Annotated in this window: 22 protein-coding genes and 1 pseudogene; 12 read left to right on the top strand and 11 right to left on the bottom strand. The window is 60.8% G+C overall.

Going from position 1 to position 26338, the window contains the following annotated elements:
* Window positions 1-53 precede the first annotated feature (53 nt).
* The 10 genes from AC3WWR_RS02335 to edd all read right to left on the bottom strand — a co-directional run bounded on the left by AC3WWR_RS02335 (window position 54) and on the right by edd (window position 12677).
* Entirely contained in the window at window positions 54-1400 is a 1347-nt protein-coding gene (locus AC3WWR_RS02335; RefSeq protein ID WP_020797035.1) for a carbohydrate porin, read from the bottom strand.
* A gap of 196 nt (window positions 1401-1596) precedes the next feature.
* Window positions 1597-2757 (bottom strand): ABC transporter ATP-binding protein, encoded by a 1161-nt coding sequence (locus AC3WWR_RS02330; RefSeq protein WP_151140691.1) that lies wholly within the window; start codon window positions 2755-2757, stop codon window positions 1597-1599.
* Between the two features lie 3 nt (window positions 2758-2760).
* Entirely contained in the window at window positions 2761-3606 is an 846-nt protein-coding gene (locus tag AC3WWR_RS02325; RefSeq protein ID WP_020797037.1) for a carbohydrate ABC transporter permease, read from the bottom strand.
* Window positions 3599-4507, bottom strand: coding sequence for a carbohydrate ABC transporter permease (locus AC3WWR_RS02320; RefSeq protein ID WP_033041184.1), 909 nt, complete (start codon window positions 4505-4507; stop codon window positions 3599-3601). Before AC3WWR_RS02320 ends, AC3WWR_RS02325 begins: the two co-directional genes overlap by 8 nt.
* A gap of 155 nt (window positions 4508-4662) precedes the next feature.
* On the bottom strand, window positions 4663-5961 hold the full coding sequence (locus AC3WWR_RS02315; protein ID WP_033043396.1) for an ABC transporter substrate-binding protein: 1299 nt from the start codon (window positions 5959-5961) through the stop codon (window positions 4663-4665).
* Between the two features lie 117 nt (window positions 5962-6078).
* Entirely contained in the window at window positions 6079-7338 is a 1260-nt protein-coding gene (locus AC3WWR_RS02310; protein ID WP_492598429.1) for a D-mannose isomerase, read from the bottom strand.
* A gap of 218 nt (window positions 7339-7556) precedes the next feature.
* Window positions 7557-9026 (bottom strand): ATP-binding protein, encoded by a 1470-nt coding sequence (locus AC3WWR_RS02305; protein ID WP_168757341.1) that lies wholly within the window; start codon window positions 9024-9026, stop codon window positions 7557-7559.
* Window positions 9016-9747: a response regulator gene (locus tag AC3WWR_RS02300; protein ID WP_020797042.1), complete on the bottom strand. Its 732-nt coding sequence runs from the start codon at window positions 9745-9747 to the stop codon at window positions 9016-9018. The genes AC3WWR_RS02305 and AC3WWR_RS02300 overlap by 11 nt, the downstream gene beginning before the upstream one ends.
* A gap of 156 nt (window positions 9748-9903) precedes the next feature.
* On the bottom strand, window positions 9904-10854 hold the full coding sequence (locus tag AC3WWR_RS02295) for a glucokinase (RefSeq protein ID WP_492598428.1): 951 nt from the start codon (window positions 10852-10854) through the stop codon (window positions 9904-9906).
* Window positions 10851-12677: a phosphogluconate dehydratase gene (gene edd / locus AC3WWR_RS02290; protein WP_020797044.1), complete on the bottom strand. Its 1827-nt coding sequence runs from the start codon at window positions 12675-12677 to the stop codon at window positions 10851-10853. The genes AC3WWR_RS02295 and edd overlap by 4 nt, the downstream gene beginning before the upstream one ends.
* 220 nt (window positions 12678-12897) lie before the next feature.
* On the opposite strand from edd, the gene gap reads away from it, so the two are divergent.
* The 11 genes and pseudogenes from gap (at window position 12898) to AC3WWR_RS02235 (ending at window position 24302) form a co-directional block, all read left to right on the top strand.
* Entirely contained in the window at window positions 12898-13899 is a 1002-nt protein-coding gene (gene gap / locus AC3WWR_RS02285) for a type I glyceraldehyde-3-phosphate dehydrogenase (RefSeq protein WP_020797045.1), read from the top strand.
* Between the two features lie 155 nt (window positions 13900-14054).
* Entirely contained in the window at window positions 14055-14519 is a 465-nt protein-coding gene (locus AC3WWR_RS02280) for a methylglyoxal synthase (RefSeq protein ID WP_020797047.1), read from the top strand.
* A 77-nt stretch (window positions 14520-14596) separates the two neighbouring features.
* Window positions 14597-15115 carry an RNA polymerase sigma factor gene (locus AC3WWR_RS02275; RefSeq protein ID WP_492598427.1) on the top strand — a complete coding sequence of 173 codons (519 nt, stop codon included), beginning with the start codon at window positions 14597-14599 and terminating at the stop codon, window positions 15113-15115.
* A gap of 101 nt (window positions 15116-15216) precedes the next feature.
* Window positions 15217-16185 carry a FecR family protein gene (locus AC3WWR_RS02270; protein WP_033043401.1) on the top strand — a complete coding sequence of 323 codons (969 nt, stop codon included), beginning with the start codon at window positions 15217-15219 and terminating at the stop codon, window positions 16183-16185.
* 122 nt (window positions 16186-16307) lie between these two features.
* Window positions 16308-18872: a TonB-dependent receptor gene (locus tag AC3WWR_RS02265; protein WP_492598426.1), complete on the top strand. Its 2565-nt coding sequence runs from the start codon at window positions 16308-16310 to the stop codon at window positions 18870-18872.
* 112 nt (window positions 18873-18984) lie between these two features.
* Complete coding sequence (locus tag AC3WWR_RS02260) at window positions 18985-19587, top strand: biliverdin-producing heme oxygenase (RefSeq protein WP_020797051.1); 603 nt, start codon at window positions 18985-18987, stop codon at window positions 19585-19587.
* Window positions 19588-19731: 144 nt separating this feature from the next.
* On the top strand, window positions 19732-20121 hold the full coding sequence (locus AC3WWR_RS02255) for a YbaN family protein (protein WP_083348347.1): 390 nt from the start codon (window positions 19732-19734) through the stop codon (window positions 20119-20121).
* Between the two features lie 135 nt (window positions 20122-20256).
* Window positions 20257-21603: pseudogene (locus tag AC3WWR_RS02250) on the top strand (methyl-accepting chemotaxis protein); the annotation flags it as partial.
* A 102-nt stretch (window positions 21604-21705) separates the two neighbouring features.
* Window positions 21706-22461: a methyl-accepting chemotaxis protein gene (locus AC3WWR_RS02245; RefSeq protein ID WP_371259762.1), complete on the top strand. Its 756-nt coding sequence runs from the start codon at window positions 21706-21708 to the stop codon at window positions 22459-22461.
* Window positions 22462-22507: 46 nt separating this feature from the next.
* A complete protein-coding gene (locus tag AC3WWR_RS02240) occupies window positions 22508-23854 on the top strand; it encodes a CoA transferase (protein ID WP_492598425.1) in 1347 nt (448 codons plus the stop codon).
* A 130-nt stretch (window positions 23855-23984) separates the two neighbouring features.
* The gene (locus AC3WWR_RS02235) at window positions 23985-24302 is read left to right on the top strand and encodes a helix-turn-helix domain-containing protein (protein ID WP_020797056.1); all 318 of its coding nucleotides are present in this window, start codon (window positions 23985-23987) and stop codon (window positions 24300-24302) included.
* A 69-nt stretch (window positions 24303-24371) separates the two neighbouring features.
* Here the strand turns inward: AC3WWR_RS02235 and AC3WWR_RS02230 are convergent, their stop codons facing one another.
* Window positions 24372-25430, bottom strand: a complete 1059-nt coding sequence (locus tag AC3WWR_RS02230) for an MBL fold metallo-hydrolase (protein WP_033043405.1) — start codon at window positions 25428-25430, stop codon at window positions 24372-24374.
* A gap of 215 nt (window positions 25431-25645) precedes the next feature.
* Here AC3WWR_RS02230 and AC3WWR_RS02225 point away from each other — a divergent pair, with 215 nt between their 5' ends.
* Window positions 25646-26257 (top strand): TetR/AcrR family transcriptional regulator, encoded by a 612-nt coding sequence (locus AC3WWR_RS02225; protein ID WP_083348344.1) that lies wholly within the window; start codon window positions 25646-25648, stop codon window positions 26255-26257.
* Window positions 26258-26338: the final 81 nt, after the last annotated feature.

Genomic DNA, 26338 nt, shown 5'->3' with positions numbered 1-26338 from the left:
AGCCATAGCCGTCCGCAAAATGCGCACATGGAGAAGAGCTTATCGCAGTCGCGTTAGAACACCGACTGAATTTTCAGGCCGGCGACCAAAGCGTTATCAACTTCATCGACGCCACCTGGGTGAGTGATGTATTGCAGGTTCGGACGCACGGTCAGCCAGTTGGTCACGTGGAAGCCGTAGTTGAGCTCGTAGTTGTATTCGGTGTCACGCAGCGGCGAGAACAGTGGATCGTTGTAGTCGCTGACGCCATTGGAGGCGTTGACCAGTTCAGCGTTCTTCTTCACGTCATCGTTGACATGGATACGGGCGAAACCGATGCCCAGGTCATCTTTGGGACGCGCATCGAACGGCCCCTTGTACACAAACATCAGCGACTGGTAGTTGTCGACGATGTTGGTGTCCTTGTCGTGGAAAGTGGCGTTGGCGGCAATGTTCAGACCGCGGGTCGAGTCACCGTTATGGCTGGTGAGTTGCTGTTGTGCAACGAACCAGTAGCCGTGCTTGCTGCTGTGGCTGCGATAGGCGTTGCCGCTGGTTGCCGCGTTATTGCCGTTGTCGTCTTCAAGAACGTCATCGGCGCTGGCCGTGCTCTTGTAGTAACCGACACGGTATTCGCCCGGCAGGTTGCCAGGGTTAGGCAACCACACCAGCTCGACCGGTAGGACGGTGCCCTCGGTCCCACTGCCGCTGAGCTTGAAGCCATTGCCGTGTTCCAGTTGCGACGGGTTCTGGTTGTAGGCGCCGATCTGCGCATAGAACTCAGGCGAGATGTTCCACTTCAGGCGGATAGCGGCCTGGCTGACCGGCCAGTTGTACCAGATGTTGGTGGCCCAGTTACCCACCTGGGAGCCGCAGAACGCCAGGTTCTGGAATTCGCACGGGAAGGAGTTGAAGTCTTCACCCTCACCGAAGTAACCGGCCTTGATGTCGAGTTTATTGTCGAGGAACTGGTGCTTGATCCACAGTTGGGTCAGCCGGACCATATGCCCACGACCGTAGACTTCCTGCGAGGAACTCAAGGTGCCGGCACGCGGGTCGCCGATACGGTCATTGGAGATGTTTTCACCGTTACGGTTGGTGAGCTGGATCTTGGCCTGGGTGTTATCCCAGCCGAACAGTTTCTCCAGGTCCAGCGCCGCGCCCAGGCCAAACTGGTCACTGTAGCGTGCAGTCTTGTCATCGTTGAACCCGCCGTGGAGGTTGCCGCCCACTTCACCGACGTAGTCCATCTTGATGTCGATGCCCTGCTCGATCAGCCTGGTCCGCTCGCCCCCCCAATCGCCGGTCATCCATTCGGAATCGGCGCTGAACGCTTCAGCCGCGTGAACGCTGCCGGCCAGCATCATGGCTGCAACGGCCGATAACTGGCAGATAAGCTGAGCGCTGTTGTTCTTCTTCATCCCTACTTCCTCGTCTTATTGTTATTAACTTTTGTTTTTCTAACGCGGTTCCATCGGTTGTGGCAGGCGACAGGCCGCCCATCACGGAGCCCCCATGTGGGAGCGAGCCTGCTCGCGAAGGCGGTGTGTCATTCAACGCAAATGTCGACTGATAGACCGCTTTCGCGAGCAGGCTCGCTCCCACAGTTGTTGATCTCTACCTACCCTTGAACTGGGTCACGTTGGCAGGCCGGTGTTCGGCGTGTGCTTGACCGGCAGTCCCCAGGCGCTCGCCGGTCTTGGCATCGAACAGCAGCACTTTGGCCGGATCGAATTGCAGGGTCAGGGTCTCGCCCACGGCCGGTGCGACGTCAGGCGCCAGGCGACAGCAGACCTTGGTGTCGTTGAGATTGACGAACACCAGGGTGTCGGGACCGGTCGGTTCGGTGACCTGGACTTCAGCGCGAATGGTCGGCAAACCATTGGCTTCGCCATTAGCCAGGATGATCTGCTCCGGGCGCATGCCGAGGATGACTTCGCGGTCTTCGAGACCGGCGTCCTGCATGCCCAGCGGCAACTCGCATCGGGCCTGGCCGCTGTCGAGCAACGCCAGCAGACGCCCATCCTTGCGTTGCAGGCGCAGGGGAATGAAGTTCATCGGCGGCGAGCCGATAAAGCTCGCCACGAACAGGTTGGCCGGGTTGTTATAGATGTCCTTCGGCGTGCCGAACTGCTGGATGATCCCGTCCTTCATCACCGCCACTTTGTCGCCCAGGGTCATGGCTTCGATCTGGTCGTGGGTCACGTACACCGTGGTGGTTTTCAGGCGCTGGTGCATCAGTTTCATTTCGGTGCGCATCTCGACCCGCAGCTTGGCGTCGAGGTTGGACAGCGGCTCGTCGAACAGATAAATCTTCGGCCGCCGCGCCAGGGCGCGCCCCATTGCCACGCGTTGTTGCTGGCCACCGGAGAGTTGGCCGGGCTTGCGGCTGAGCAGGTGCTCGATCTGCAACAGCTTGGAAACCCGGGCGACTTCTTCGTCGATGTCGGCGGTCGGCATTTTGCGAATCTTCAGGCCGAAGGCGATGTTGTCGCGCACGCTCATGGTCGGGTACAGCGCGTAAGACTGGAACACCATGGCGATGTCACGATCTTTCGGGCTCATGCCACTGATGTCGGCGTCGTCCACCAGGATCGCGCCGCCGCTGATGGTTTCCAGCCCGGCGATGCAGTTCATCAAGGTGGATTTCCCGCAGCCGGACGGGCCGACCAGGATCAAAAATTCCCCGTCATCGATTTTCAGCTCGATGTTCTTCAGGGTGTCCGGCAAACCGGCGCCGTAGGTCTTGTTGACGTTGCGTAATTCGAGAGTTGCCATGTTCTACCCCTTGACCGCGCCGGACGTCAGCCCACGCAGGAAATACTTGCCAGCGAATATGTAGACCAGCAGTGTCGGCAGCCCGGCGATCATCGCGGCGGCCATATCAACGTTGTATTCCTTGGCCCCGGTGCTGGTGTTGACCAGGTTGTTCAGGGCCACGGTAATTGGCTGGGCATCGCCACTGGCGAAGACCACGCCGAACAGGAAGTCATTCCAGATCTGGGTGAACTGCCAGATCAGGCAGACCATCACGATCGGAATCGACATCGGCAGCAGGATCTTCCAGAAGATCGTGAAGAAGCCCGCGCCATCGAGCCGCGCGGCCTTGACCAGCGCATCCGGAATGCTCACGTAGTAGTTACGGAAGAACAGCGTGGTGAACGCCAGGCCGTAGACCACGTGCACCAGCACCAGCCCCGTCGTGGTGTTCGCCAGGCCGAACTTGCCGAGGGTGAACGACGCCGGCAGCAGCACGGTCTGGAACGGCAGGAAGCAACCGAACAGCAACAGGCCGAAGAACAATTGCGAACCACGGAAGCGCCACATCGACAGCACATAACCGTTCATGGCGCCGATGAAGGTCGAGATCAGTACCGCCGGCACGGTGATTTTCACCGAGTTCCAGAAGTAGCCACCGACCACGTCCCAGGCCTTGATCCAGCCGATGCCGTCGATCACGGTCGGCCAGCTCAACAGGTTGCCGGTGCGGATGTCTTCCGGAGTCTTGAAGCTGGTCAGCAGCATCACCACCAGCGGGATCAGGTACACCGCCGCGGCCAGCAAAAGGGTGGCGTAGATGGCGATGCGGCTGAAGCTGATGCCTGGTTTTGCGAGTTGATTAGTCATGTCGCTTGCCTCGCAGCTCGGAGTACAGGTACGGCACGAGGATGGTCAGCACGGCGCCGAGCATCAGCATGGCGCTGGCCGAACCGATGCCCATCTGGCCACGGCTGAAGGTGAAGGAATACATGAACATCGCCGGCAGGTCGGACGAGTATCCGGGGCCACCAGCGGTCATCGCCGCCACCAGGTCGAAGCTCTTGATCGCGATGTGCGCAAGGATCATGAAGGCGCTGAAGAACACCGGGCGCAGGCTCGGCAGCACGATCTTCAGGTAGATGGTCGGCAGGCTCGCACCGTCGACTTGCGCGGCACGGATGATCGATTGATCGACACCGCGCAGGCCGGCCAGAAACATCGCCATCACGAAGCCGGAGGCTTGCCACACGGCGGCGATCACCAGGCAGTAGACCACGCGATCCTGATCCACCAGCCAGTCCAGGCGAAAGCCTTCCCAGCCCCAGTCACGCAGCATCTTGTCCAGGCCGAGCCCTGGGTTGAGCAGCCATTTCCACGCGGTACCGGTGACGATCATCGACAGCGCCATCGGGTACAGGTAGACGGTGCGGATGAAGCCTTCCTTGCGGATGCGCTGGTCCAGCAGCACGGCGAGGAACACGCCCAGCACCAGGCTGATGCCGATGAACATGCCGCCGAACAGCGCCAGGTTCTTGCTCGCGACCCACCAGCGGTCGTTGTCCATCAGGCGCATGTATTGCTGCAGGCCGACCCACTTGTAGGTCGGCATGAAGCTGGAGTTGGTAAAGGACAGTATGAATGTCCAGATGATGTAACCGTAGAAGCCAACCAACACGATCAGCATGCTCGGCGCGAGTACCAACTTGGGTAACCAGCGTTGCAGCGCATCGAACGGTGAGGCTTTGCTGAAAACCGCCACAGAGCTCATCGGGATAATCCAGGTTAGAGAAATGATCGACACAGTGATCCCTTGTGGGAGCGAGCCTGCTCGCGAAGGCGGTGTTTCAGTCGACATCATTTCTGAATGTCAGACCGCGTTCGCGAGCAGGCTCGCTCCCACAGAGGGGTGCTCGGTGTCAGGGATTACTGGGCCGCTTTGACCGCGGAAGCCAGTTGGGCGCTGGCCTTGGCCGGGTCGGCGTCCTTGTCGTTCATGAAGTTGGTGACGACGTCGAAGATCGCGCCTTGAACGGCCAGGGAGGTGGCCATGTTGTGCGCCATGCTCGGTTGCAGGCCGCCGTTTTTCTCGTCCGCCAGGAAGTCCTTGGCCGCCGCTTGGGCGCAGGAATCGAAGCCCTGGCCAGCCATGTCGTTCAACATGTCGGTACGCACCGGGATCGAGCCCTTGTTGATGCTGAAAACTTTCTGGAAATCTTTACCCAGGGCGACCTTGGCCAGGTCTTGCTGCGCGGCGATATCGCCCTTGCGATCAGCTTTCAACTTGAACACAGCCATGGAGTCGATGTTGTAGGTGAAGGCTTTTTCCGTGCCCGGGAACGCCACGCACTGGTAGTCCTCGCCCGCGACTTTCTTCGCCGCGGTCCATTCGCTCTTGGCCCAGTCGCCCATCATTTGCATGCCGGCCTTGCCGTTGATCACGTCGGCGGCGGCGATGTTCCAGTCACGACCGGCGCGGTTCGGGTCCATGTAGGTGGTGATTTTTTTCAGCTCGGTGAAGGCCTTGGTCATCTCGGCGCCCGAGAGGGTTTTCTGGTCCAGGTCTACCAGGGCTTTCTTGTAACCGTCGGCGCCCATGACCGAGAGCACCACGTCTTCAAACACGGTGCTGTCCTGCCAAGGCTGGCCACCGTGGGCGAGCGCGATGAAGCCGGCGGCCTTGAGCTTGTCGCCAGCGGCATAGAATTCTTCGAGGGTGGTTGGCGCTTTGTCGATCCCGGCTTTCTTGAATACTTGCGGGTTGATCCACAGCCAGTTGACGCGGTGGATGTTCACCGGCACGGCGACGTAATCGCCTTCGTATTTCACGGTGTCGGAGACTTTCACAGGCAGCAGGCTGTCCCAGTTTTCCGACTTGGCGACGTCTTTCAACGTTTCGGTACTGAGCAGGCCAGTGCTGCCCCACTCCTGGATGTCCGGCCCCTTGATCTGGGCAACGCCCGGCGGGTTACCCGCTACAGCGCGGCTCTTGAGCACGGTCATGGCCGTGGAACCGCCACCACCGGCGACTGCGCCATCCTTCCAGGTGAAGCCATCTTTTTCGACTTGAGCCTTGAGGACATCGACCGCTGCTTTTTCACCACCCGACGTCCACCAGTGAACGACTTCCACGGAACCCTTGGATTCGGCGGCAAGCACACTGAGAGGGAGCGCAGACAGGGAGACGAGAGAAATGACAGTAGCGAGGCGAGAAATCGCATTCATCGATAAGTACCTTTCTTGTTGTTATGCATGCAAGTCTGGTGCTTGCGCTGCAGAGGAGTTTAAACAGGGGAAGTCCCTTCGCAGGTAACGAAGGGACGCGCGAATGTCACCGCATGGTTACATGGAAACGCTCTGGGACAACGCTGCCAGCGCACTGGCCATGCTCGGCGCCAGCGGCAGGCGCGGGATCAGCACCGCTTGCCAGGCATGATAGAGATCGGGTTTGCCCGCCCAGATATCGCCGCTGGGGCGGTTCAATGGGTCGAGTTCGTGGTGCCAGCTGCCGCATTCACGGTCGATGAAATGACATTCACAAAATCCCCAAAACAGTCGGTACCAGCGTTCGTACTGCTCATCGCCCGTGCGCTTGAGCAAGGCACTGGCAGCGGCGCTGGCTTCGCAATGGGTCCAGTGCAGGCGATGGCGAACCACCGCCTTGTTGTCCCAGTCGAGGGTGTAGACCATGCCCGGTGCGCCATCGATCTCCCAGCCGTGCAGGCAGTTCTGTTCGAAGAGTTTTTGCGCGTCGGTGAGCAACCAGCCCGGCGTGAGCATGCCGGCGCGCACCCGCGCGGCTTCCAGATGCAAGAGCAATCGGGCCCATTCGAAACCGTGGCCTGGCGTGGTGCCGTAGGGGCGGAAACCGTCGGCCGGGTTGTCGCGGTTGTACTCGCGCAGGGGCTGCCAGTCGCGGTCGAAATGTTCGATCACCAGAAAGCCGTTGGCGGCGGCGCGGCCATGAATCACCCGCTCGACGATGCGCTGGGCGCGGCACAACCAGCGCTTGTCGTCGCTGACATCGGCCAGGGCGAGGAAGGCTTCGGTGGCGTGCATGTTGCTGTTGGCGCCGCGATAGGCTTCCTCGCAGCTGAAGTCGCGATTGAAGGATTCGCGCATGGCGCCCTCCTCCTCACTCCAGAAGTACGTGTCGATGATGTCGACCGCGTCATCGAGCAAGGCTTGCGCGTCGGGCCGTTGTGCAACCACCGCGGAACTGGCGGCCAGGGCCACGAAGGCATGCAGATAGGCATTTTTGCCGGTGTTGCCGTCGCGGTGTTCGGCAACCGCGAACCAACCGCCGTGCACGGCATCGCGCAACGGCCCGCGCAGGGCCCGGATGCCGTGATCCACCAGCTCGGCAAAACCCGGCAGGCCCTGGATGTGCGCCATGGCGAAGCTGTGGGTCATACGCGCGGTGTTCATGGTTTGTGCTTGCGCGTCGCCCGGCAAGCGGCCCTTTTCATCAAGGTTGCCGAAGCCCTCGGGGAGCTTCGAAGCCTTGGCAAATGCCAGCAGCCGCAAGCCTTCGGCGGCGAGCCATTGCTGGTGGGCGGGGGCGTTCAGCCAACTGCTGAAGGCGGGTTGAGAGGAGTCCATGGGGTGCCTTTTTTGTTGTTATGACTGAGGGGCAGTCTAAACAACGGGCGATGGCGGGCTTGTAACGAAGGGGGCGAGTTATGTCACCAAGCTGTGACATTTACCTTGAAGGATGTACTGAATGGCCTGGCGCCTTCGCGAGCAAGCCCGCTCCCACAAAGTCACCACCGATTCCTGTGGGAGCGAGCCTGCTCGCGAAGAACGATGACGCGGTATCCCTAATCAACACTACGAGGCAATTGCAGGGTCACCCGCAAACCGCCCTCGCGCAAATTTTGCAAACTCACTTCACCGCCATGACTATGGGCAATGTTGCGCGCAATCCCCAAGCCCAACCCATACCCCTGCTGCTGCCCAGCCAAGCGAAAGTGCGGCTCGAACACCTGCTCCAGCCGCTGCTCGGGAACCCCCGGTCCTTCATCATCGACATGCAGGACGAAGGCGCTGTCGTCATCGTCGATATGCAGGTGGGCGTTCTGGCCGTACTTCAGGGCGTTGTCGATCAGGTTGCCGATGCAACGCTTGAGCGCCAGCGGTTTGCCCGGATAAGCCGCCAGGGCACGGCCTTGCTGGGTCACGCGACCGTTACCGGTGGGCGACAGGTACGGCTCCACCAGGCACTCGAGCACATGATTGAGGTCCACCTGCTCGATGTTCTCGTGGATGTCGGTGTCTTTCACACACTGCAGTGCGCCCTTGACCAGCAGCTCCAGCTCATCCAGATCGCGACCGAACTTGGCTTGCAGCTTTTCGTCTTCCAACAACTCGACGCGCAATCGCAAGCGGGTGATGGGCGTGCGCAGGTCGTGGGAAATCGCGCTGAACAACTGGCTGCGTTCGGTCAGGTAACGGCTGATGCGTTCACGCATGGTGTTGAAGGCGCGGCCGACCTCGACCACTTCACTGCCGCCACCTTCGGCCACCGGCTCGACGTCGGCACCCAGCGACAGGTCGCGCGCCGCCCGCGCCAGGCGCTTGAGCGGCCGGCTTTGCCAGTGCACCAGCAGGCCGATGAACAACAGCAGGAAACCGCTGGTGAGGACGATGAACCACATTTGCTGCGCCGGCAGCCCCTGCTCTTCGAGGCTGGTGTAGGGTTCGGGCAGCAGCGAGGCGATGTACAGCCATTCCCCCGGCGCCATCTGGATCTGCGTGACCAGCACCGGCGGGTTCACCGGTTCCAGGGTCAATGCGTAGTGCGCCCAGGAACGCGGCAGTTCGTCGAGCTTGAGACCGCCATTGAAGATCCGCAGGTCTTCGGGGCTGACAAAGGTCACCGAGATGTCGGTGTCCTGCCCCAGGGACTGGCGCAGCACTTCGTCCACCGCGTTGATCACCGCCTCCTTGCGCGGGGTGATCGGCAGCACTTCCATGCCCAGGGGTTTGTCATTGAGCGTCACCACGAAACGCGTGCCGCCCATGCTGCGCAACTGGTCGAGCACCAACGGGCGGTACGCCACCGGCAACGAGCGCAGGTAACTGACGCTGGCGTTCATCGAGTGAGCGAGGCTGCGCGCACTGGTGACCAGGCCTTCAAGCTGGGTCGCACGCAGTTGGGAAACCCAGATCACGCTCGACAATGCCTGGGCGAACAACACCGCGAGTAGCGTCAGCAACAACATGCGCCCGAGCAGCGAGCGTGGCACCGGCACGCGGCCGGCCAGCTTGCGCAAGAAATCAGTGACCATTGGAGGCAACCACACTGGCTGCCAACTGATAACCGCTGCCCCGTACAGTGCGAATCAGTCGCGGTGGTTTTTCCGTATCGCGCAGGCGTTGGCGCAAGCGACTGACCGCCATGTCGACGATGCGATCCAGAGGCATCAAGTCGCGGCCACGGGTGGCGTTGCCAATCGTGTCGCGGTCGAGGATTTCCTGCGGATGGTCGAGAAACAGCTTCAACAGGGCGAAATCGGCACCGGACAGAATCACCTCTTCGCCATCGATGTGAAACAGGCGATGGCTGACCATGTCCAGGCGCCAGTCATCGAAGGCCAGCACTTCGCTGCCGGAGCGCTCCTGACCGAACTGCGCCCGGCGCAGCAAAGCCTTGATGCGTGCTTGCAATTCGCGAGGGCTGAAAGGTTTGCCTAGGTAGTCGTCGGCGCCCAGTTCCAGGCCGATGACCCGGTCGGCCTCGTCGGAACTGGCGGTGAGCATGATGATCGGCACCTGCGACTGGCGCGGGTGCTGGCGAATCCAGCGACACAGGCTGAAACCGTCTTCGTCCGGCAGCATCACGTCAAGGATCACCAGGTCGCTGGGGGCCTCGTTGAGGGCCTGGCGAAAGCCCGCTCCATCGGGCGTGGTACGCACCTGGAACCCGGCGCGGGTCAGGTAGGTGTCCAGCAACTCGCGTATCTCTTGATCGTCATCGACCAACAAAATCGACTTGTTGACTGAGCTCACGGGGCGGCGTCCTTGTTGTTTGAATTGGGCGGATTATGCCTGATTGAGCGTAAATCTTTGGTGTCTGTGCGGGCCTCTTCGCGAGCAGGCTCGCTCCCACAAGATTATCGGCGATCCTGTGGGAGCGAGCCTGCTCGCGAATGGCACGACGCGGTCTTATGCCTGCTCCAGCGCCACACCCGCGCCAACCAGCCCCGAATACGGCGCCGTCACCAGCCACACCGGAATTCCCTTGAAGTAATCGCTCATGCACCCCTTGTCGGCAAAGCACCGGGCGAAACCACTTTCGAGGAAGAAATCGGCGAAGCGTGGAATCACCCCGCCAACGATGTACACACCACCGCGCGCACCGGTGGTCAGCACGTTGTTGCCCGCCACGCGACCGAGCCAGCAGCAGAATTGCTCGAGTACTTCCAATGCAATCGGATCACCCGCCAGACCGGCAGCCGTAATCGCTTCTGGCGTGTCGAGCACCGGCTCGTGGCCGTCCACCGCACAGATCGCCCGATAGACTCGGGGCAAGCCGCCGCCGCTCAATGCCGTTTCGGCGCTGACATGTCCGATCTCGTTGAAGATCTGCTGCCACAGTTGAGTCTCGCGCGGACAGCTCAGCGGCAGATCGACGTGACCGCCCTCCCCCGGCAGCGGGGCAAAACGCCCTTCCCCGAGATCTAGCAGGGTGCCGACACCCAAACCCGTGCCCGGGCCAATGACCACCGCCGGGCGCAACGGCTCCGGCGTGCCTTCGCAGACCACGCGGAATTCGCCCGGCTGCAAACGCGTCATGCCCAGGGCCATGGCCGAGAAATCGTTGACCAACAGCAGTTGATCCACCTGCAAGGCCTGGCAAAAACCCTTGCGGCTCAGGCGCCAGTGATTGTTGGTGAACTTGAATTCGTCGCCGCTCACGGGGCCTGCCACCGACAGGCACACCGAACCGATCGCACCCGGCGCCAGGCCCAGCCCGTCCAGGTAGAGGCTGATGGCCTCTTCCGGGCTGGCATGGTCGGCCGTCGCCAGCACCTGGACCGATTCCAGCTGCTGGTTTTTCCACAACGCGAACCGTGCGTTGGTGCCACCGATGTCACCGACCAAAGCCAGTTTCAATTAAGCGTCTCCAGGGCAGAAGTGAAGGCGCTGGCCCCCTGCTCTGCCGAGCTGAAGGCCATGCGCATGAAACCAAACAGTTCGCGACCGGTGCCGATGTTGTTGCCCAACAGGCCCTTGGCCGGCGTGCGCGCTGCGAATTCTTCGGCGTCCACCTTAAGCTCCAGGGTGCCTTTGACGCCATCGACGCGGATGATATCGCCCTCCTGCACCCGCGCCAAAGGCCCACCCACGTAGGCCTCGGGGCTGACGTGGATGGCCGCCGGGATTTTCCCCGACGCGCCGGACATGCGCCCGTCAGTGACCAGGGCAACCTTGAAGCCGCGATCCTGCAGCACGCCGAGGAACGGCGTCATTTTGTGCAATTCCGGCATACCATTGGAACGCGGGCCCTGGAAACGCATCACCGCGACGAAATCCTTCTCCAGCAAACCGGCCTTGAACGCATCAGCCAGGTCTTGCTGATCCTGGAACACCATGGCCGGCGCTTCGACGATCTGGTTTTCCAATGCCACGGCCGACACCTTCATCACGCCGCGACCGAGGTTGCCTTCCATCACACGCAGGCCGCCCTCCGGCGAGAACGCCCGGGCAACCGGACGCAGGATGCTTTCGTCGAGGCTTTCGGTGATGCCTTCGCGCCAGACCAGTTCGCCGTTATCGAGGAACGGTTCCATGGTGTAGCGGCGCAATCCGTGGCCCAGCACGGTGTTGACGTTTTCGTGGAGCAACCCGGCGTCCAGCAGTTCGCGGATCAGGAACGACATGCCGCCCGCGGCCTGGAAGTGGTTGATGTCGGCCTTGCCGTTCGGGTAGACGTGGCTCAGGGTCGGCACGACTTCGGAGAGGTCGGCCATGTCTTGCCAGGTCAACTGGATGCCCGCCGCCATGGCAATCGCCGGCATGTGCAACGTGTGGTTGGTCGAGCCGCCGGTGGCGTGCAGGGCAACGATGGAGTTGACCAGCGAACGCTCGTCGACGATTTCGCCGATCGGCAGGTAGTCGCCGTTCTGTTTGGTAATGCGCGTCACCTGGTGCGCCGCTTCGCGGGTCAGGGCGTCGCGCAGTGGCGTGTTCGGGTTGACGAAGGAAGCGCCCGGCAAATGCAGGCCCATGACTTCCATCAGCAACTGGTTGGTGTTGGCGGTGCCGTAGAAGGTGCAGGTGCCAGGGCTGTGGTAGGAGTTCATTTCCGACTCCAGCAGCTCTTCACGGCTGGCCTTGCCTTCGGCGTAGCGCTGGCGCACGTCGGCTTTCTGCTTGTTGGAAATACCCGACACCATCGGCCCGCCCGGCACGAAGATCATCGGCAGATGGCCGAAGCGCAGCGCGCCCATCATCAGGCCCGGGACGATCTTGTCGCAGATGCCGAGCATCAGCGCGCCATCGAACATGTTGTGCGAGAGCGCCACGGCGGTGGACAGCGCGATCACTTCACGGCTCGGCAGGCTCAGTTCCATGCCCGGCTCGCCCTGGGTCACGCCATCGCACATGGCCGGGGTGCCGCCGGCGAACTGGCCGACGGAACCGATTTCGCGCAGGGCTTTCTTGATCAGCTCCGGGAAGACTTCGTACGGCTGGTGCGCCGAGAGCATGTCGTTATATGACGAAACAATCGCGATGTTGGCGGAGTTCATCATCCGCAGGCTGTTCTTGTCGTCGCTGCCGCAACCGGCCACGCCGTGGGCGAAGTTGGCGCATTGCAGCTTACCGCGCATCGGACCGTCGCTGGCGGCATCACGGATCAGTGCAAGGTAAGCCTCACGCGTGGCGCGGCTGCGGGCGATAAGCCGTTCGGTGACCTCAAGTACGCGGGGATGCATGTGTAGAACTCCAGGCTAACGGATGTGGCGACCTGATTGTCTATGCTGATCAAACACCGGTGTCGATGGGATGACAGACGGCTTTTCTGACCATTCGGACCAGTTGATTCAGGTCACTCGTTGTAGATTGAACAAAATATTGCCATTAAAAAGGCTTGTTTTCTATTTTTTTGCGAATAATCTTGTAATTCCAACAACAAAACGACGGCGGCGCTGACAAATGACTCTACGAATCGCAATCAATGGTTTTGGCCGTATTGGTCGCAACGTCCTCCGAGCACTCTATACCCAAGGCTATCGCCAGGATCTGCAGATCGTCGCCATCAACGACCTGGGTGACAGCGCAATCAATGCGCATTTGCTCAAGTACGACACGGTTCACGGCACGTTCGACGCCGATGTCCAGCATGATCAGGAAAGCCTGACCGTCAACGGCGACCGTATCGCGGTCAGCGCCATTCGCAATCCGGCCGACTTGCCCTGGGCCGCGGAAAAGATTGATGTGGTGTTCGAATGTACCGGTCTGTTCACCGACCGCGCCAAAGCCGCCGCGCATATTACGGCCGGTGCACGCAAAGTGATTATCTCGGCCCCGGCCACGGGTGCCGACGCCACCGTGGTATATGGGGTCAACCACGACATTCTGCGCCAGTCGCACCAGATTATTTCAAACGCCTCGTGCACCACCAACTGCCTGGCCCCGGTGGCCCAGGTGCTGCACCGCGAACTGGGCATCGAAAGTGGCCTGATGACCACCATCCATGCCTACACCAACGACCAGAACCTGACCGACGTCTACCACACCGACCCGTACCGCGCCCGTTCGGCCACGCAGAACATGATCCCGAGCAAGACCGGTGCGGCTGAAGCGGTCGGCCTGGTGCTGCCGGAACTGGCGGGCAAATTGACGGGCATGGCGGTGCGCGTGCCGGTGATCAACGTATCCCTGGTCGACCTGACCGTGCAGCTGAAAAAAGAAGCCAGCGCACAAGAGGTCAATGCACTGCTCAAGCAAGCCAGCCAGCACTCGAAAATTCTCGGCTACAACACCTTGCCGCTGGTCTCCAGCGACTTCAACCATAACCCGCTGTCGTCGATCTTCGACGCCAACCACACCAAGTCCAGCGGCAAGCTGCTCAAGGTGCTGGCCTGGTACGACAACGAATGGGGCTTCTCCAACCGCATGCTCGATAACTGCCTGGCGCTGTGCAACGCCGAATAAGCGATGAATTACGACGACTCGTTCCGCGTTGACGCAATCCTGTAGTAGCTGCCGCAGGCTGCGATCTTTTGATTTTGTTTTTTAGAAACAAGATCAAAAGATCGCAGCCTGCGGCAGCTCCTACACAGGACGCATAAAGCTTTGGAGCTGTACCCATGATCGGCATTACGTTTACCCAAAAAACCATGGCTGCGCGCAAGCGTATCGCCCTGGTCGCCCATGACCACTGCAAAGTGTTTTTGCTGGACTGGGCCGAACGGCAGAAAGACCGGCTCGCGCAACATGAACTGGTCGCCACCGGCACCACCGGTTTGTTATTGCAACAACGTCTCGACCTGCCGGTGGAGAGCATGATCAGCGGCCCATTGGGCGGAGACCAACAGCTCGGCGCGCGAATCGCCGAGCAACGGGTCGACATGCTGGTGTTCTTCTGGGACCCGTTCGAACCTCAGCCACACGACCCCGACATCAAGGCATTGCTACGGGTCGCAGCGGTCTGGAACATTCCGGTGGCGTGCAATGAATGCAGCGCCGACTACCTGCTCAGCAGCCCGCTGATGGATCAGGCACACGGGCATCGGATTCCGGATTACCCCATGTATCTGCAGGGTCGGGCGTAGCCCTTCACAAATCAAGGCTTGACCATTCGAGCGGATGATAAGCATTATCATTCACTCGAAATGGATCAGGTCCTCCCGTGAGTCAATCGCGTTTCAACGACGTCTTCATCTCCCAGCGAATCTCTCTGCTGCGCACGCTGGAACGGATGGTCAACAATCACAGTACCGCCGAAGACCTCTTGCAGGAGACCTACCTGCGGGTGAGTCGTGCGCTTGGCGAGCGGGCCATCGATCACCTGGAACCCTTCGTTTTCCAGACTGCCCGCAACCTGGCACTGGACCATTTGCGCGCGCGGCGCATCCACTCGCGCACCATGGTCGATGACGTGCCACCGGACGTGGTGGACAGCATCGCCGCCCCCGCCAGCAGTGCCGAGGACGCCGCCCATGCCGGACAATTGCTCGAGCGTTTGAATGTGCGCCTCAGTCAACTCAGCTCCCGCCAGCAGCAAATTTTCATCCTCAGCCGCCTGCACGGCCATAGCTATCTGGAGATTGCCGAGAAACTCGGCGTCTCACTCAGTACCGTGCAGAAGGAGCTGAAGTTGATCATGACCATCTGCATCGGCGTCGCCGACCGGTCGAAAGGCCACTGAGCCACCCGCGGCTCGACGACCTTGTTCATCAGGGCTACCCTTGGCCCTCTTTTGCGCTTCACTAAAAAAACAGCCGTGCACAGACACGCCGAGGAAACACCGTGACGGACACCCACCGCGCCCCTTCGCCCTCACCGGCGCAGGCCACAGCCGAGGCGATGGACCAGGCCCTGGACTGGCTGATCGTGTTGGACAGCCCGAGCGAAGAACAGACCCGCCAGTTCCACCAATGGCTCGCGGCAGACCCTGCGCACGCCGAGGCGTTCGCCAGGGCGCAGGCGATATGGAACGGTGCGCAAGTCACGCAATGCGCGCAAAAACTGGCATCGAGCCCAGTCAAAGTCACTGCGCTGTCGCGTCTGCGCCCGCACTGGAGACCCTTGGCCACCGCCGCCGTGCTGATCCTCGGCTTGTTCAGCTTCAGCAATCTGCCGATGCGCCTGCAGGCCGATCACCTGACCGTGGTCGGTGAACGCCAGCGCCTGCAACTGGAGGACGGCTCGAAAGTCCTGCTCAATACCAACTCGGCGTTTTCCAGCACCATCAACGACCAGAAGCGCGTGGCCCGCCTGTATCAGGGCGAGGCGTTTTTCGACGTGCAGCCGCATCGCGGTCTGCCGTTGGAAATTGACGCGGGCCTGGTTACCGCGAGTGTTCGCGATACAGCATTTGCCGTGCGTTACCTCGACGGCGTAACCCAGGTTCGAGTGCAGCGCGGGGATGTCGACTTGCGCGCCACCGGCGACGACGATGCGAGGGTGCGCCTGACAGCCGGGGAAAGCATCCGCATCGGCCCCAATGGTTTCGACCAGCCGGCCAAACTGGATGCGGCCACTGACCTGGCCTGGGTCCAGGGTCGCCTGGTGTTTGAAAACTGCCCGCTGAGCCAGGTGCTGGCAGAGCTGCGTCGCTACTATCCGGGCTGGATCATCAACAACAATGAGCAGTTGGCGAATGTTGCCGTGACCGGAAATTATCGTCTCGACCAGCCGCTGGACGTGGTCCGCTCGCTGGCTCACATTGCCTCGGCACAGCTCAAGGAATACCCGGCGCTGGTCATCTTGAACTAAATGAGAATTATTTTTACTCGATAGCTGAACCTCGTACGTCTCGTTATAGCCAATGCAATTGATTCGCATCTCTAAATGCCAATCAGCACCTATAAAGATTCGTGCGACACGGAGCGCTATCGATGTCCTCTCGCCTTACCCGCCCAGTTAGTTCACCTTCTTGCGTACTGTCGCTGCTGACCGCCGCCATTCTGATGGCCGGTGCTGTGCCCGTCATGGCCGCCACGGCCCCTGAACAGTCGGCGCGCAAAATGGGCGATTACGCATTCGCCATTGCGCCACAGTCGCTGGTGTCGGCACTCAATTCGTTCACCGCAGTGACCGGCTGGCAGGTCGGCTTTTCAGCCGAACTGGCGCAAGGGATGGACTCACCGGGCGTACGCGGATCGCTGCCAGCGGAAAAAGCCCTGGATCGCCTGTTGGTGGGGACCAACCTGAGCTATCGCAAACTCGGCAACAACAACATCGTGCTGGAGCGCCGAAGCAGCGCCGGGACCCTGAATCTGGAACAGGTGACCATCAGCGCCACGCGCCAGGAACAGGACGTGAGCAGCGTGCCCAGCACCGTCACCGTCCACACCCGCGAGGAACTCGACCGCAACAACGTCAACAGCATCAAGGATCTGGTGCGCTACGAACCGGGTGTATCGGTAGGCGGCACCGGGACCCGCGCGGGCCTTTCCGGCTACAACATCCGCGGTATCGACGGTGACCGCGTGCTGACCCAGGTCGACGGAGTCCAGGTGCCCGATGGTTTCTTCAATGGTCCGTACGCCCAGACCAACCGCAACTATGTCGACCCGGAAATCGTCAAGCGCGTGGAAATACTGCGCGGCCCGGCTTCGGTGCTGTACGGCAGCAGCGCCATTGGTGGCGCGGTCAGCTACTACACGCTGGACGCGGACGACATCATCAAGCCAGGCCAGGACGTCGGTGCTCGCCTGAAGACCGGCTACAGCTCGGCCGATGAAAGCTGGCTCACCTCCGGCACCGTGGCCGGTCGCACCGGCGACTTCGACGGCTTGCTGCACCTGAGCCAGCGCAATGGCCACGAAACGCAGTCCCATGGCGAAACCGGTGGAACCGGCCTGGACCGCACCGAAGCCAACCCCGAGGACGTGCGCACCACCAACGTGCTGGCCAAGCTCGACTGGAACTACGCCGACGATGCGCGCTTCGGCTTGACTTACGAGCACTACAAGGACGATCGCGACACCAATCAGCTAAGCGCCGTGGGTGGCCCGTTCAACGCAGGACGCGGCTTCGGCTTCTACAAATCGCGCACCGGCAACGACACCATCACCCGCGAGCGCTTCGGCCTGGATCACCGTTTCGCTGTGGACAGCCTCCTGGCTGACAACATCAAGTGGACGTTGAATTACCAGATTGCCAAGACCGACCAGCGCACCGAAGAAATCTACGCACCGTCACGCACGGTGCTGCGTCACCGCGATACCACCTACAAGGATCGCCAATGGGTATTCGATGCCCAGGCTGACAAGGCGTTTGCCATTGCCGACACCGACCATGCGATCACTTATGGCACCACCATCAAGCAGGACAAAGTCACCGGCCTGCGCACCGGTAGCGGCACCTGCCTGACCGTGGCCGGCGCTTGCCGCGTCATGAATGCTGCGAGCGCTGCCGACACTTTGACCCCGGCCAGTGATTTTCCGGATCCGACCATCAACACCTACAGCCTGTTCGCCCAGGACCAGATCGCCTGGAACAACTGGACCTTCGTGCCCGGCCTGCGCTACGACTACACCCAGCTCAAGCCGCACCTGACCAAAGAGTTCCTGGCCACTGCCGACCAGAGCGGCAACGGTGAGGTGAACGACGACGAAAAAACCTGGCATCGCCTGTCACCGAAATTCGGCACGACCTACCGCTTCGATGACAACTACACCTGGTACGGCCAATACGCTGAAGGCTTCCGCACGCCGACCGCCAAGGCTCTCTATGGTCGCTTCGAAAACCTGGCTGGCGGGTATCAGGTCGCGCCCAATCCCGACCTCGAACCAGAAAAGAGCAAGAGTTATGAAACCGGCCTGCGCGGGCAGTTCGAGGCCGGTACTTTCGATATCGCGGTGTTCTACAACAAATATCGCGACTTCATCGACGAGAACGCCATTACTCCCGGCTACACCGAGACCACCTTCCAGAGCAACAACATCAAGCACGCCACCATCAAGGGCCTGGAGCTCAAGGGGCGCTTGAACCTGGATAGCTTTGGCGCACCGCGTGGCCTCTACACCCAGGGTTCTGTGGCCTACCTGTATGGTCGCAACGATGACAGCGGCGAACCTCTTAACAGTATCAACCCGCTGACCGGCGTATTCGGTCTGGGCTATGACCAGGACAAGTACGGCACATTGCTGAGCTGGACCCTGGTCAAACGCAAGACCCGGGTCGACAGCACCAGCTTCAACACCCCGGACGGCACCAGCACGCAGTTCAAGACACCGGGTTACGGCGTGCTCGACCTGGCGGGTTTCTACAAGGTGACCGACGACCTGACCGTGAATGCCGGCCTGTACAACCTGACCGACAAAAAGTACTGGCAGTGGGATGACGTACGCGGCTACGACAGCGTCGGCGAAGCCTCGGTGACACAGCCCGCCAACCTCGATCGCCTGACCCAGCCTGGACGCAATTTCGCGATCAATCTGGTGTGGGATATCTGACCCCGTGCACCTCACCGGGCGCTGTAACAGCCGCCCGATGAGGATTTTTTACTGTCATGCACCTGCTCATTCGTCTCGTTACCAAGCGCCTCTTCTTTCCCAAGGATCTGCCATGACCACCCAGGACACCGCCCAACGCCCCACCCTGCGCTCGCAACGCTTGAACCAGGTCACCAACGAGCCGCACAGCAAGCTCGATGCATTGGTCAAAGCCCATGCCCCCTTTGAAACCCAGGCCAATTTCGCCCGCTTCGTGGTAGCGCAATACCTGTTCCAGTCGGAACTGGTGGCGCTATACAACGATGCCGAACTGACAGCCGTCGTTCCGGACCTGCCAGCCCGTTGCCGTGCCGAGGCGGCGAAGGCGGACCTGGCGGACCTTGACACCGAGGTGCCGGCGCCGGTTGCAGGCGCACTGCAAAACCCGACCAAGGCCCAGGCCATGGGCTGGCTCTTCGTCTCCGAAGGCTCGAAGCTGGGCGCAGCGTTTTTGCTCAAGCGTGCCGTGGGCCTCGGCCTGAGCGAGACCCTCGGTGCCCGTCACCTTGGCGAACCGGCCGGTGGTCGTGCGCAAGGTTGGAAAAACTTCGTCAAGACCCTCGATGAACTGGAGCTCAGCGCCCAGGAAGAAGCCGAGCTGGACAAAGGCGCCATCGATGCCTTCAACCGCTTCACGGTGTTGCTGGAACAGGCTTACGCCCCAGAACTTGCCTGAAGAAACACCCTCCCCTGTGGGAGCGAGCCTGCTCGCGAAGAGGTCAGCACATGCGACGTTTATGTCGAATGACACACCGCATTCGCGAGCAGGCTCGCTCCCACAATGGATCGAGTCAGTCCATAAATTTCGATCAAGCGCCCCATGCCTGCCTCCTCCAAACTCGCCCGCCTCCTCTTCGGCCTGCTGGCCTATGTCAGCCTCGCCATCGGCCTGGTCGCCATCGTCATACCCGGCCTGCCGACCACCGAATTCATCCTGCTGGCCGCCTGGGCTGCCACCCGAAGCTCGCCGCGCTTGAGTGCCTGGCTGGACAATCATCGGCTGTTCGGCCCTATTCTCAGTAACTGGCGCAACGGCAAGATCATCGCGCGCCGGGCCAAGGTCAGCGCCACCGTCAGCATGCTGCTGTGCGCCACGCTGATGCTGGTCATGCTCGATCACGGCTGGCCGATCTACCTGGCAATTACCGGGATGGGCCTGGGCAATTTGTGGATCTGGTCGCGACCGGAGTCACTGGCGCGACAACCTTAGAGGTCGCCGCGACTTTCTCCGTTTTTTATCCACTTTTCGGCATATTTTTCCGCGCAAACGTTTAACCACGACCGTTCGTCGGACGCGCGCTCATGCAATCTGTGCCCCAGGCCGATGTGCATTGAATGGCGCTAAATGGATTTGGCGTGTCGAGCCGCAATGGCTCACAGCCGCCCCCTCATCCATTCGCGAGCTCGCCCTATGTTCGACTCACTGTCCATCCGCCTGAAAATCGTCCTGCTGTCCGGTCTGTGCCTGCTTGGCGTGGTCGCCTCGATAGTGGGCATGAACCTCTACCAGACCAATCAGAACGATGAACTGGTCAGCGCTTCCAGTAGCAGGATGCTCACCGAGAGCGTACAGAACCTGCTGCAAGCCAAGGCCGCCGAGCAAGGGGTGCGGGTGCAGAAGACGTTTGCTGAGACCCAGACCGTGGTGACCGCCCTGGCGGACCAGATCAAGGACATGCGCAACATGGCCGCCAAGCGGTCGCTTGAGCCCGGCGCCCTGCGTGAAGAGTTGAACCAGAGCCTGAAAACCGCCTTCGAACGCAACGGTAAAGTGCTGGGCATCTGGCTGGCATTCGAACCCAATGGCCTGGACGGCAAAGACAGCGATTTCGTCAATGACGCGGCCCGCCAATCCAACGAAGCCGGACGCTTCGCCACTTACTGGAGCCGTGCCGGGGGCGAAGCGCTGAACACGATCATGGTCGAGGAGGACATGACCAAGACCACCCTGAACCTCAGCGGCACGCCCTACAACGTCTGGTACACCTGCCCTCGGGACAGCAAGCGCACCTGCCTGCTCGACCCTTATGCCGATACCGTTGGCGGCAAGGAAGTGTTGATGACCACCATTTCCGTACCGCTGCTGGTGGATGGCAAGTCCATCGGCGTGGTCGGTATCGACATCGCCCTCGACGCGCTGCAAGCAGCGGCGGTCGACTCCCAGCGTGAGTTGTTCAACAACGCCGGCCACATGCTGATCGTTTCCGGCACCGGCGTGGTGGCGGCGTACAGCGTCGATCCGACGAAGGTAGGCAAGAGCATCGGTGACACCCTGGGTGCGGACGGCAAGGACATCTTGCAATTGCTTGCCAGCGGTGCGCCGAAGATTCTCCAACAGGGCGACCTGATTCGGGCGGTGTACCCGGTCAGTCCGATTGCCGACGCCAAGGCGTGGGCCGTGGTGATCGACCTGCCCAGGCAAGTGCTGCTGGCCGATTCGGTAAAACTGCAAGCGGTACTCGATGACGCCCAGCAGAGCGGCACGATCAAAGCGGTGGGCGTGGCGATCATTGCCGGCCTGATTGGCCTGCTGCTGATGTGGCTGACCGCCTCGGGCGTGACCCGGCCGATCAACAGCGTGGCGCAAATGCTCAAGGCGATAGCCAGTGGCGACGGCGACCTGACCCAGCGCCTGAACTACGGCAAGCGGGACGAACTGGGCGAACTGGTCAACTGGTTCAATCGTTTCCTCGACAAGCTGCAGCCGACCATCGCGCAGATCAAGCAGAGCATCACCGATGCCCGCGGCACCGCCGACCAGTCTTCGGAAATCGCGCGCCAGACCAGCGAAGGCATGCAGGTGCAATTTCGCGAAATCGACCAGGTCGCCACTGCGTCCAATGAAATGAGCGCCACCGCCCACGACGTCGCCAACAGCGCGTCGAACGCCGCCAACGCGGCCAAGGGTGCCGATCAGTCGGCCCGCGATGGCATGCAGATCATCGAGCGCAGCACCCGCGACATCAATCAACTGGCCGACGAAGTCAGTAAGGCCGTGACTGAAGTCGAGGCATTGGCGGTCAACAGCGAGCAGATCGGTTCGGTATTGGAAGTCATCCGCAGCATCGCCGAACAGACCAACCTGCTGGCGCTCAACGCGGCGATCGAAGCCGCCCGTGCCGGCGAGAGCGGTCGCGGTTTTGCGGTGGTCGCCGACGAAGTGCGCAACCTGGCCAAGCGCACCCAGGACTCGGTGGAAGAAATTCGCCTGGTGATCGAACGCATCCAGAGCGGCACCCGCGGCGTGGTCGCCACCATGCACTCAAGCCAGACCCAGGCCCACAGCAACGCCGGGCAGATCCAGCAAGCGGTCCAGGCCCTGGGCAAAATCAGCGACGCGGTCACGGTGATCAGCGACATGAACCTGCAGATCGCCAGCGCCGCCGAACAGCAAAGCGCCGTGGCTGAAGAGGTCAACCGCAACGTTTCGGCGATTCGTACCGTCACCGAAACCCTGACCGGACAAGCCACCGAATCGGCGCAGATCAGCAGCCAGCTCAATGCCCTGACCACCCAGCAGATGAAACTGATGGATCAGTTCAGGGTGTAAAGGTTTTTTGATTTATGCTCGGGCTCTCGTTCCGGAGGGCCCGTCGATGACTGATTTACTCACGTCCATTCAAGCCGAACTCGGCATGCCGCACACCCCTGTTGCGTTCACCTCCAGCGGCGCCCTGCCCTCGGTGTTTGCCGTTACCGACCTGGCTTGCGCCAGCATCGCCGCCGCCGGCCAGGCTGTCAGCGAATTGTTGCACCAGCAAACCGGTCGCTTGCCAGGCCTGGAAGTCGACCGGCGCCTGGCGTCATTCTGGTTCTCCAGCTCGATCCGCCCGCTAGGCTGGAACGTACCACCGCTGTGGGACCCGATCGCCGGTGACTACGCCACCAAAGATGGCTGGATCCGCCTGCACACCAATGCGCCCCATCACCGCGCCGCCGCCGAATCGGTGTTGGGCGCCTGCGTCGACCGCAACGCGATGGCCAGCAAAGTGGCGCAATGGGCCAAGAGTGATCTGGAACAGGCCGTGGTCAAGGCCGGTGGCTGTGCCGCCGAAATGCGCAGCTGGGACCAATGGCAGGTCCATGCGCAAGGACTCGCGGTCAACGCCGAACCGCTGATTCAATTCATCGCCGGCCACAACCGACCCGGCACACCCTGGCAAGGTTCGGTGGCGCGACCACTGGCTGCCATCAAGGTGCTGGACTTGACCCGCGTGCTTGCTGGCCCCGTCGCCAGCCGTTTTCTCGCGGGCCTGGGCGCTGATGTGCTGCGCATCGACCCACCCTCCTGGAACGAGCCGGGCGTAGTGCCGGAAATGACACTGGGCAAACGTTGCGCACGCCTGGATCTGCACGATAAAACCGATCGATTGGTATTCGAAAGCCTGCTCAAGGACGCCGACATCGTGCTCCACGGTTACCGCGCCGATGCCCTGGAGCGTCTGGGCTATGGTGCCGCCGAACGCCAGCAACGGTTCCCTGGCCTGATCGACGTTTGCCTCAACGCCTACGGCTGGAGTGGCCCGTGGCAGAACCGCCGCGGCTTCGACAGCCTGGTGCAGATGAGCAGCGGCATCGCTGACGCGGGGATGCACATCACGCAAGCGGACAAACCGACGCCCTTACCGCTGCAGGCGCTCGATCATGCCACCGGGTATTTGATGGCGGCCAGCGCGATCAAGTTATTGGCAGAACACTTGAACAGCGGACAGGGTGGTTCGGCGCGATTGTCATTGGCGCGTACGGCAAAACTGTTGATCGAAAATGGTCCCGGCAGCAACACGCCATTACGGGCCGAGGATGAGCACGACCAGGGCATGCTGGTCGAGCAAACGCCATGGGGCCCGGCGCATCGCTTGCACGTGCCGCTGAAAATCACCGGGACCCCACTGCAGTGGACGCTTGCGGCATCTGAACTGGGAGCACATCGCGCGCAGTGGTGACCCGGCGACCTTCCGTCTGGCCATGGGCGGGAAATAGCTAAAATCGAAAAATGCGTTTGATCCGGAGCGAAAACAACTGTACAAAAACACAGTACATTTGAATTCAACACTCTCGAGCCCGGAGAACCCCATGGCCTCTCAAGCGATGAAAATCACCCTGGAACGTATCGCCCTCTTCCAGTTCACCCCGGCCCACTGCGCCCAGGCCCGAGCGATGCTGGGCTGGAGCGTGGAAACGTTATCCCGCGAAGCCGGGGTTTCGGTGCAAGCCATTGAGCGCTTCGAGGCGCGGCAGGAGGTGCTGGATGTCACCCGCCTGGCATTGGCGTATCGGCTTGAATCGGAGGGGCTGGTGTTCTTCCCGGGGTTTGCGCCGGGTAGAGGGATGAATGTGCAAGGGTCTACGCCGAATCCGGTGGGGCGGGCGGATTTTGCAATGGTTGAATAAGGTCGCAACTTCAATACTGGAGCTACGACCTGATCCATCCAGGAATGCTCGCCTCTTTTTGTAGATGCTTCACCCGAGGCTTTGTTGGTTCTGGTAGACCTGCTCTTCAACTTCATACCACCACGCAATGCCACGCTTGGCAGCCAGCACATTGAATGCCTCGCCCATCCGTGGCGTGGTGATCGATACATTGCGCTCCCAGGCCAGGGCCAGGATGCGGTCGAAGGGTTCGTACCAGGCATGCATCGACAAATCGAAGGTGCCATTGTGAATCGGTAGCAGCCAGCGCCCCTTGAGGTCGAGATGGGCTTGGAGGGTCTGCTCAGGCTGCATGTGCACATGGGGCCAGTCGACGTTGTAGGCGCCGGTTTCCATGAGGGTCAGGTCGAAAGGGCCGTATTGTTCGCCGATGCGTTTGAAGCCGTCAAAGTATCCACTGTCGCCACTGAAGAAGATCCGCGTATCGCCATCGATCATCACCCAAGAGGCCCAGAGGGTGCTGTTGCCGTCGAACAGGCCGCGACCGGAAAAGTGCTGCGAGGGGGTGGCAACGAACTGGATACCCTCCACCTCGGTACCCTGCCACCAGTCCAGTTGGCGGATTTTACTGGCGTCGATACCCCATTTGATCAGGGTGTCGCCCACGCCCAATGGAGTAAGGAAGTACTTGGCCTTGTCGGCCAGTTTACGCACTGCGTGATAGTCCAGATGATCGTAGTGATCGTGAGACAGGATCACCGCTTCAATCGGCGGCAATTGGTCGAGGCTGATCGGCGGCTGGTGAAAACGCTTGGGGCCGGCCCATTGCACGGGGGAAGCACGCTCGGCGAACACCGGGTCGGTAATCCAGAATCTGTCCCGCAGCTTAAGCAGTACAGTGGAATGGCCCAGGCGATAGACGCTGTGGTTGGGCGCCGCCATCAATGCCGCTTGCGTCAGCGGTTGCACTGGAACAGGCGCCGTCGGGCGGGTGTTGCGTGGTTTGTGAAACATCGCATTCCAGAGGATGCGCAGGGTTTTGCCAAGGCTCAAATGCTGTATCGGCCTGTGGTTTTGAAACTGCCCTTGAGCCTGTCGGGAAGCTTCAGGCCTGGAGGTGCCGTTCGCCGGGGGAGTTGATTTGGCCATGAGGAAATGACTCCAGAAAAACCGCACGTTTCACGATTTTTCGTTTTGGGACGATAAATGGCCAAGGCACGCACGCATCAGCCGAATACTCTATTTTCACCGGGCAGGATTAACAAAACATTACACTGCACAGTGTAGTTTTAAGGTTGCAGCAAAGCCGTCGACAAGTAAACTGCTGAGTGTAATTTTCCTTTTTTTCCTGCCGAAGCGTATTTATGACAGCTCCACAGCGCCTCACCGACCGTAAACGCGAAGCCATCATTCAGGCGGCAATTGTCGAGTTCCGTGCCAATGGTTTCGACATCACCAGCATGGACAAGATTGCCGCCACCGCCGGGGTGTCCAAGCGCACGGTGTACAACCACTTCCCCAGCAAGGAAGAACTGTTCGCCGAAATCCTCAATCAGTTGTGGGTCCGGGTAACGGCGGAACAGGAAGTACCCTACCGCCCCGACCTGCCCTTGCGTGAACAGATGCACCACCTGTTGACGGCAAAACTGCAGATGCTCAGCGATGAAAATCTGCTCGACCTGGCGCGGGTGGCCATAGCCGCCACTATTCATTCTCCCGAGCGCGCGCAAAGCATGGTGACCCGGATGGGTGAGCGCGAAGAAAACCTGACCCTGTGGATTCGCGCTGCCCAGGCCGATGGACGCTTGAAAGCGGTCGACCCGGCGTTTGCCGCGCAACAAGTCTATGGAATGCTCAAGTCCTTTGCCTTTTGGCCGCAGATCTCAATGGGGTTACCGGGCTTGTCGGCCGAGATGCGGAGCACTGTGGTGGAATCGGCGCTGGACATGTTCCTGGCCTGCTACGAGTTGCAATAAATGACAATTCGACGGCGGCGCCGAACGATTGATCGCGGCGTTTTTTACGGGGGTATGTGTTTCAGAATGAAACTCGCGCTG

This window comes from Pseudomonas sp. EB271-G4-1 (assembly GCF_058791355.1).
Note: the sequence above shows the minus strand (reverse complement) of the source record. Positions and strands in the feature narration are given on the sequence as shown.

What these genes read in the sequence shown, in the direction of transcription:
- AC3WWR_RS02335 (WP_020797035.1), bottom strand. Translation starts at nt 1,400, where the DNA reads ATGAAGAAGAACAACAGCGCTCAGCTTATCTGCCAGTTATCGGCCGTT.
- AC3WWR_RS02330 (WP_151140691.1), bottom strand. Translation starts at nt 2,757, where the DNA reads ATGGCAACTCTCGAATTACGCAACGTCAACAAGACCTACGGCGCCGGT.
- AC3WWR_RS02325 (WP_020797037.1), bottom strand. Translation starts at nt 3,606, where the DNA reads ATGACTAATCAACTCGCAAAACCAGGCATCAGCTTCAGCCGCATCGCC.
- AC3WWR_RS02320 (WP_033041184.1), bottom strand. Translation starts at nt 4,507, where the DNA reads ATGAGCTCTGTGGCGGTTTTCAGCAAAGCCTCACCGTTCGATGCGCTG.
- AC3WWR_RS02315 (WP_033043396.1), bottom strand. Translation starts at nt 5,961, where the DNA reads ATGAATGCGATTTCTCGCCTCGCTACTGTCATTTCTCTCGTCTCCCTG.
- AC3WWR_RS02310 (WP_492598429.1), bottom strand. Translation starts at nt 7,338, where the DNA reads ATGGACTCCTCTCAACCCGCCTTCAGCAGTTGGCTGAACGCCCCCGCC.
- AC3WWR_RS02305 (WP_168757341.1), bottom strand. Translation starts at nt 9,026, where the DNA reads ATGGTCACTGATTTCTTGCGCAAGCTGGCCGGCCGCGTGCCGGTGCCA.
- edd (WP_020797044.1), bottom strand. Translation starts at nt 12,677, where the DNA reads ATGCATCCCCGCGTACTTGAGGTCACCGAACGGCTTATCGCCCGCAGC.
- gap (WP_020797045.1), top strand. Translation starts at nt 12,898, where the DNA reads ATGACTCTACGAATCGCAATCAATGGTTTTGGCCGTATTGGTCGCAAC.
- AC3WWR_RS02280 (WP_020797047.1), top strand. Translation starts at nt 14,055, where the DNA reads ATGATCGGCATTACGTTTACCCAAAAAACCATGGCTGCGCGCAAGCGT.
- AC3WWR_RS02265 (WP_492598426.1), top strand. Translation starts at nt 16,308, where the DNA reads ATGTCCTCTCGCCTTACCCGCCCAGTTAGTTCACCTTCTTGCGTACTG.
- AC3WWR_RS02260 (WP_020797051.1), top strand. Translation starts at nt 18,985, where the DNA reads ATGACCACCCAGGACACCGCCCAACGCCCCACCCTGCGCTCGCAACGC.
- AC3WWR_RS02255 (WP_083348347.1), top strand. Translation starts at nt 19,732, where the DNA reads ATGCCTGCCTCCTCCAAACTCGCCCGCCTCCTCTTCGGCCTGCTGGCC.
- AC3WWR_RS02245 (WP_371259762.1), top strand. Translation starts at nt 21,706, where the DNA reads ATGCAGGTGCAATTTCGCGAAATCGACCAGGTCGCCACTGCGTCCAAT.
- AC3WWR_RS02240 (WP_492598425.1), top strand. Translation starts at nt 22,508, where the DNA reads ATGACTGATTTACTCACGTCCATTCAAGCCGAACTCGGCATGCCGCAC.
- AC3WWR_RS02235 (WP_020797056.1), top strand. Translation starts at nt 23,985, where the DNA reads ATGGCCTCTCAAGCGATGAAAATCACCCTGGAACGTATCGCCCTCTTC.
- AC3WWR_RS02230 (WP_033043405.1), bottom strand. Translation starts at nt 25,430, where the DNA reads ATGGCCAAATCAACTCCCCCGGCGAACGGCACCTCCAGGCCTGAAGCT.
- AC3WWR_RS02225 (WP_083348344.1), top strand. Translation starts at nt 25,646, where the DNA reads ATGACAGCTCCACAGCGCCTCACCGACCGTAAACGCGAAGCCATCATT.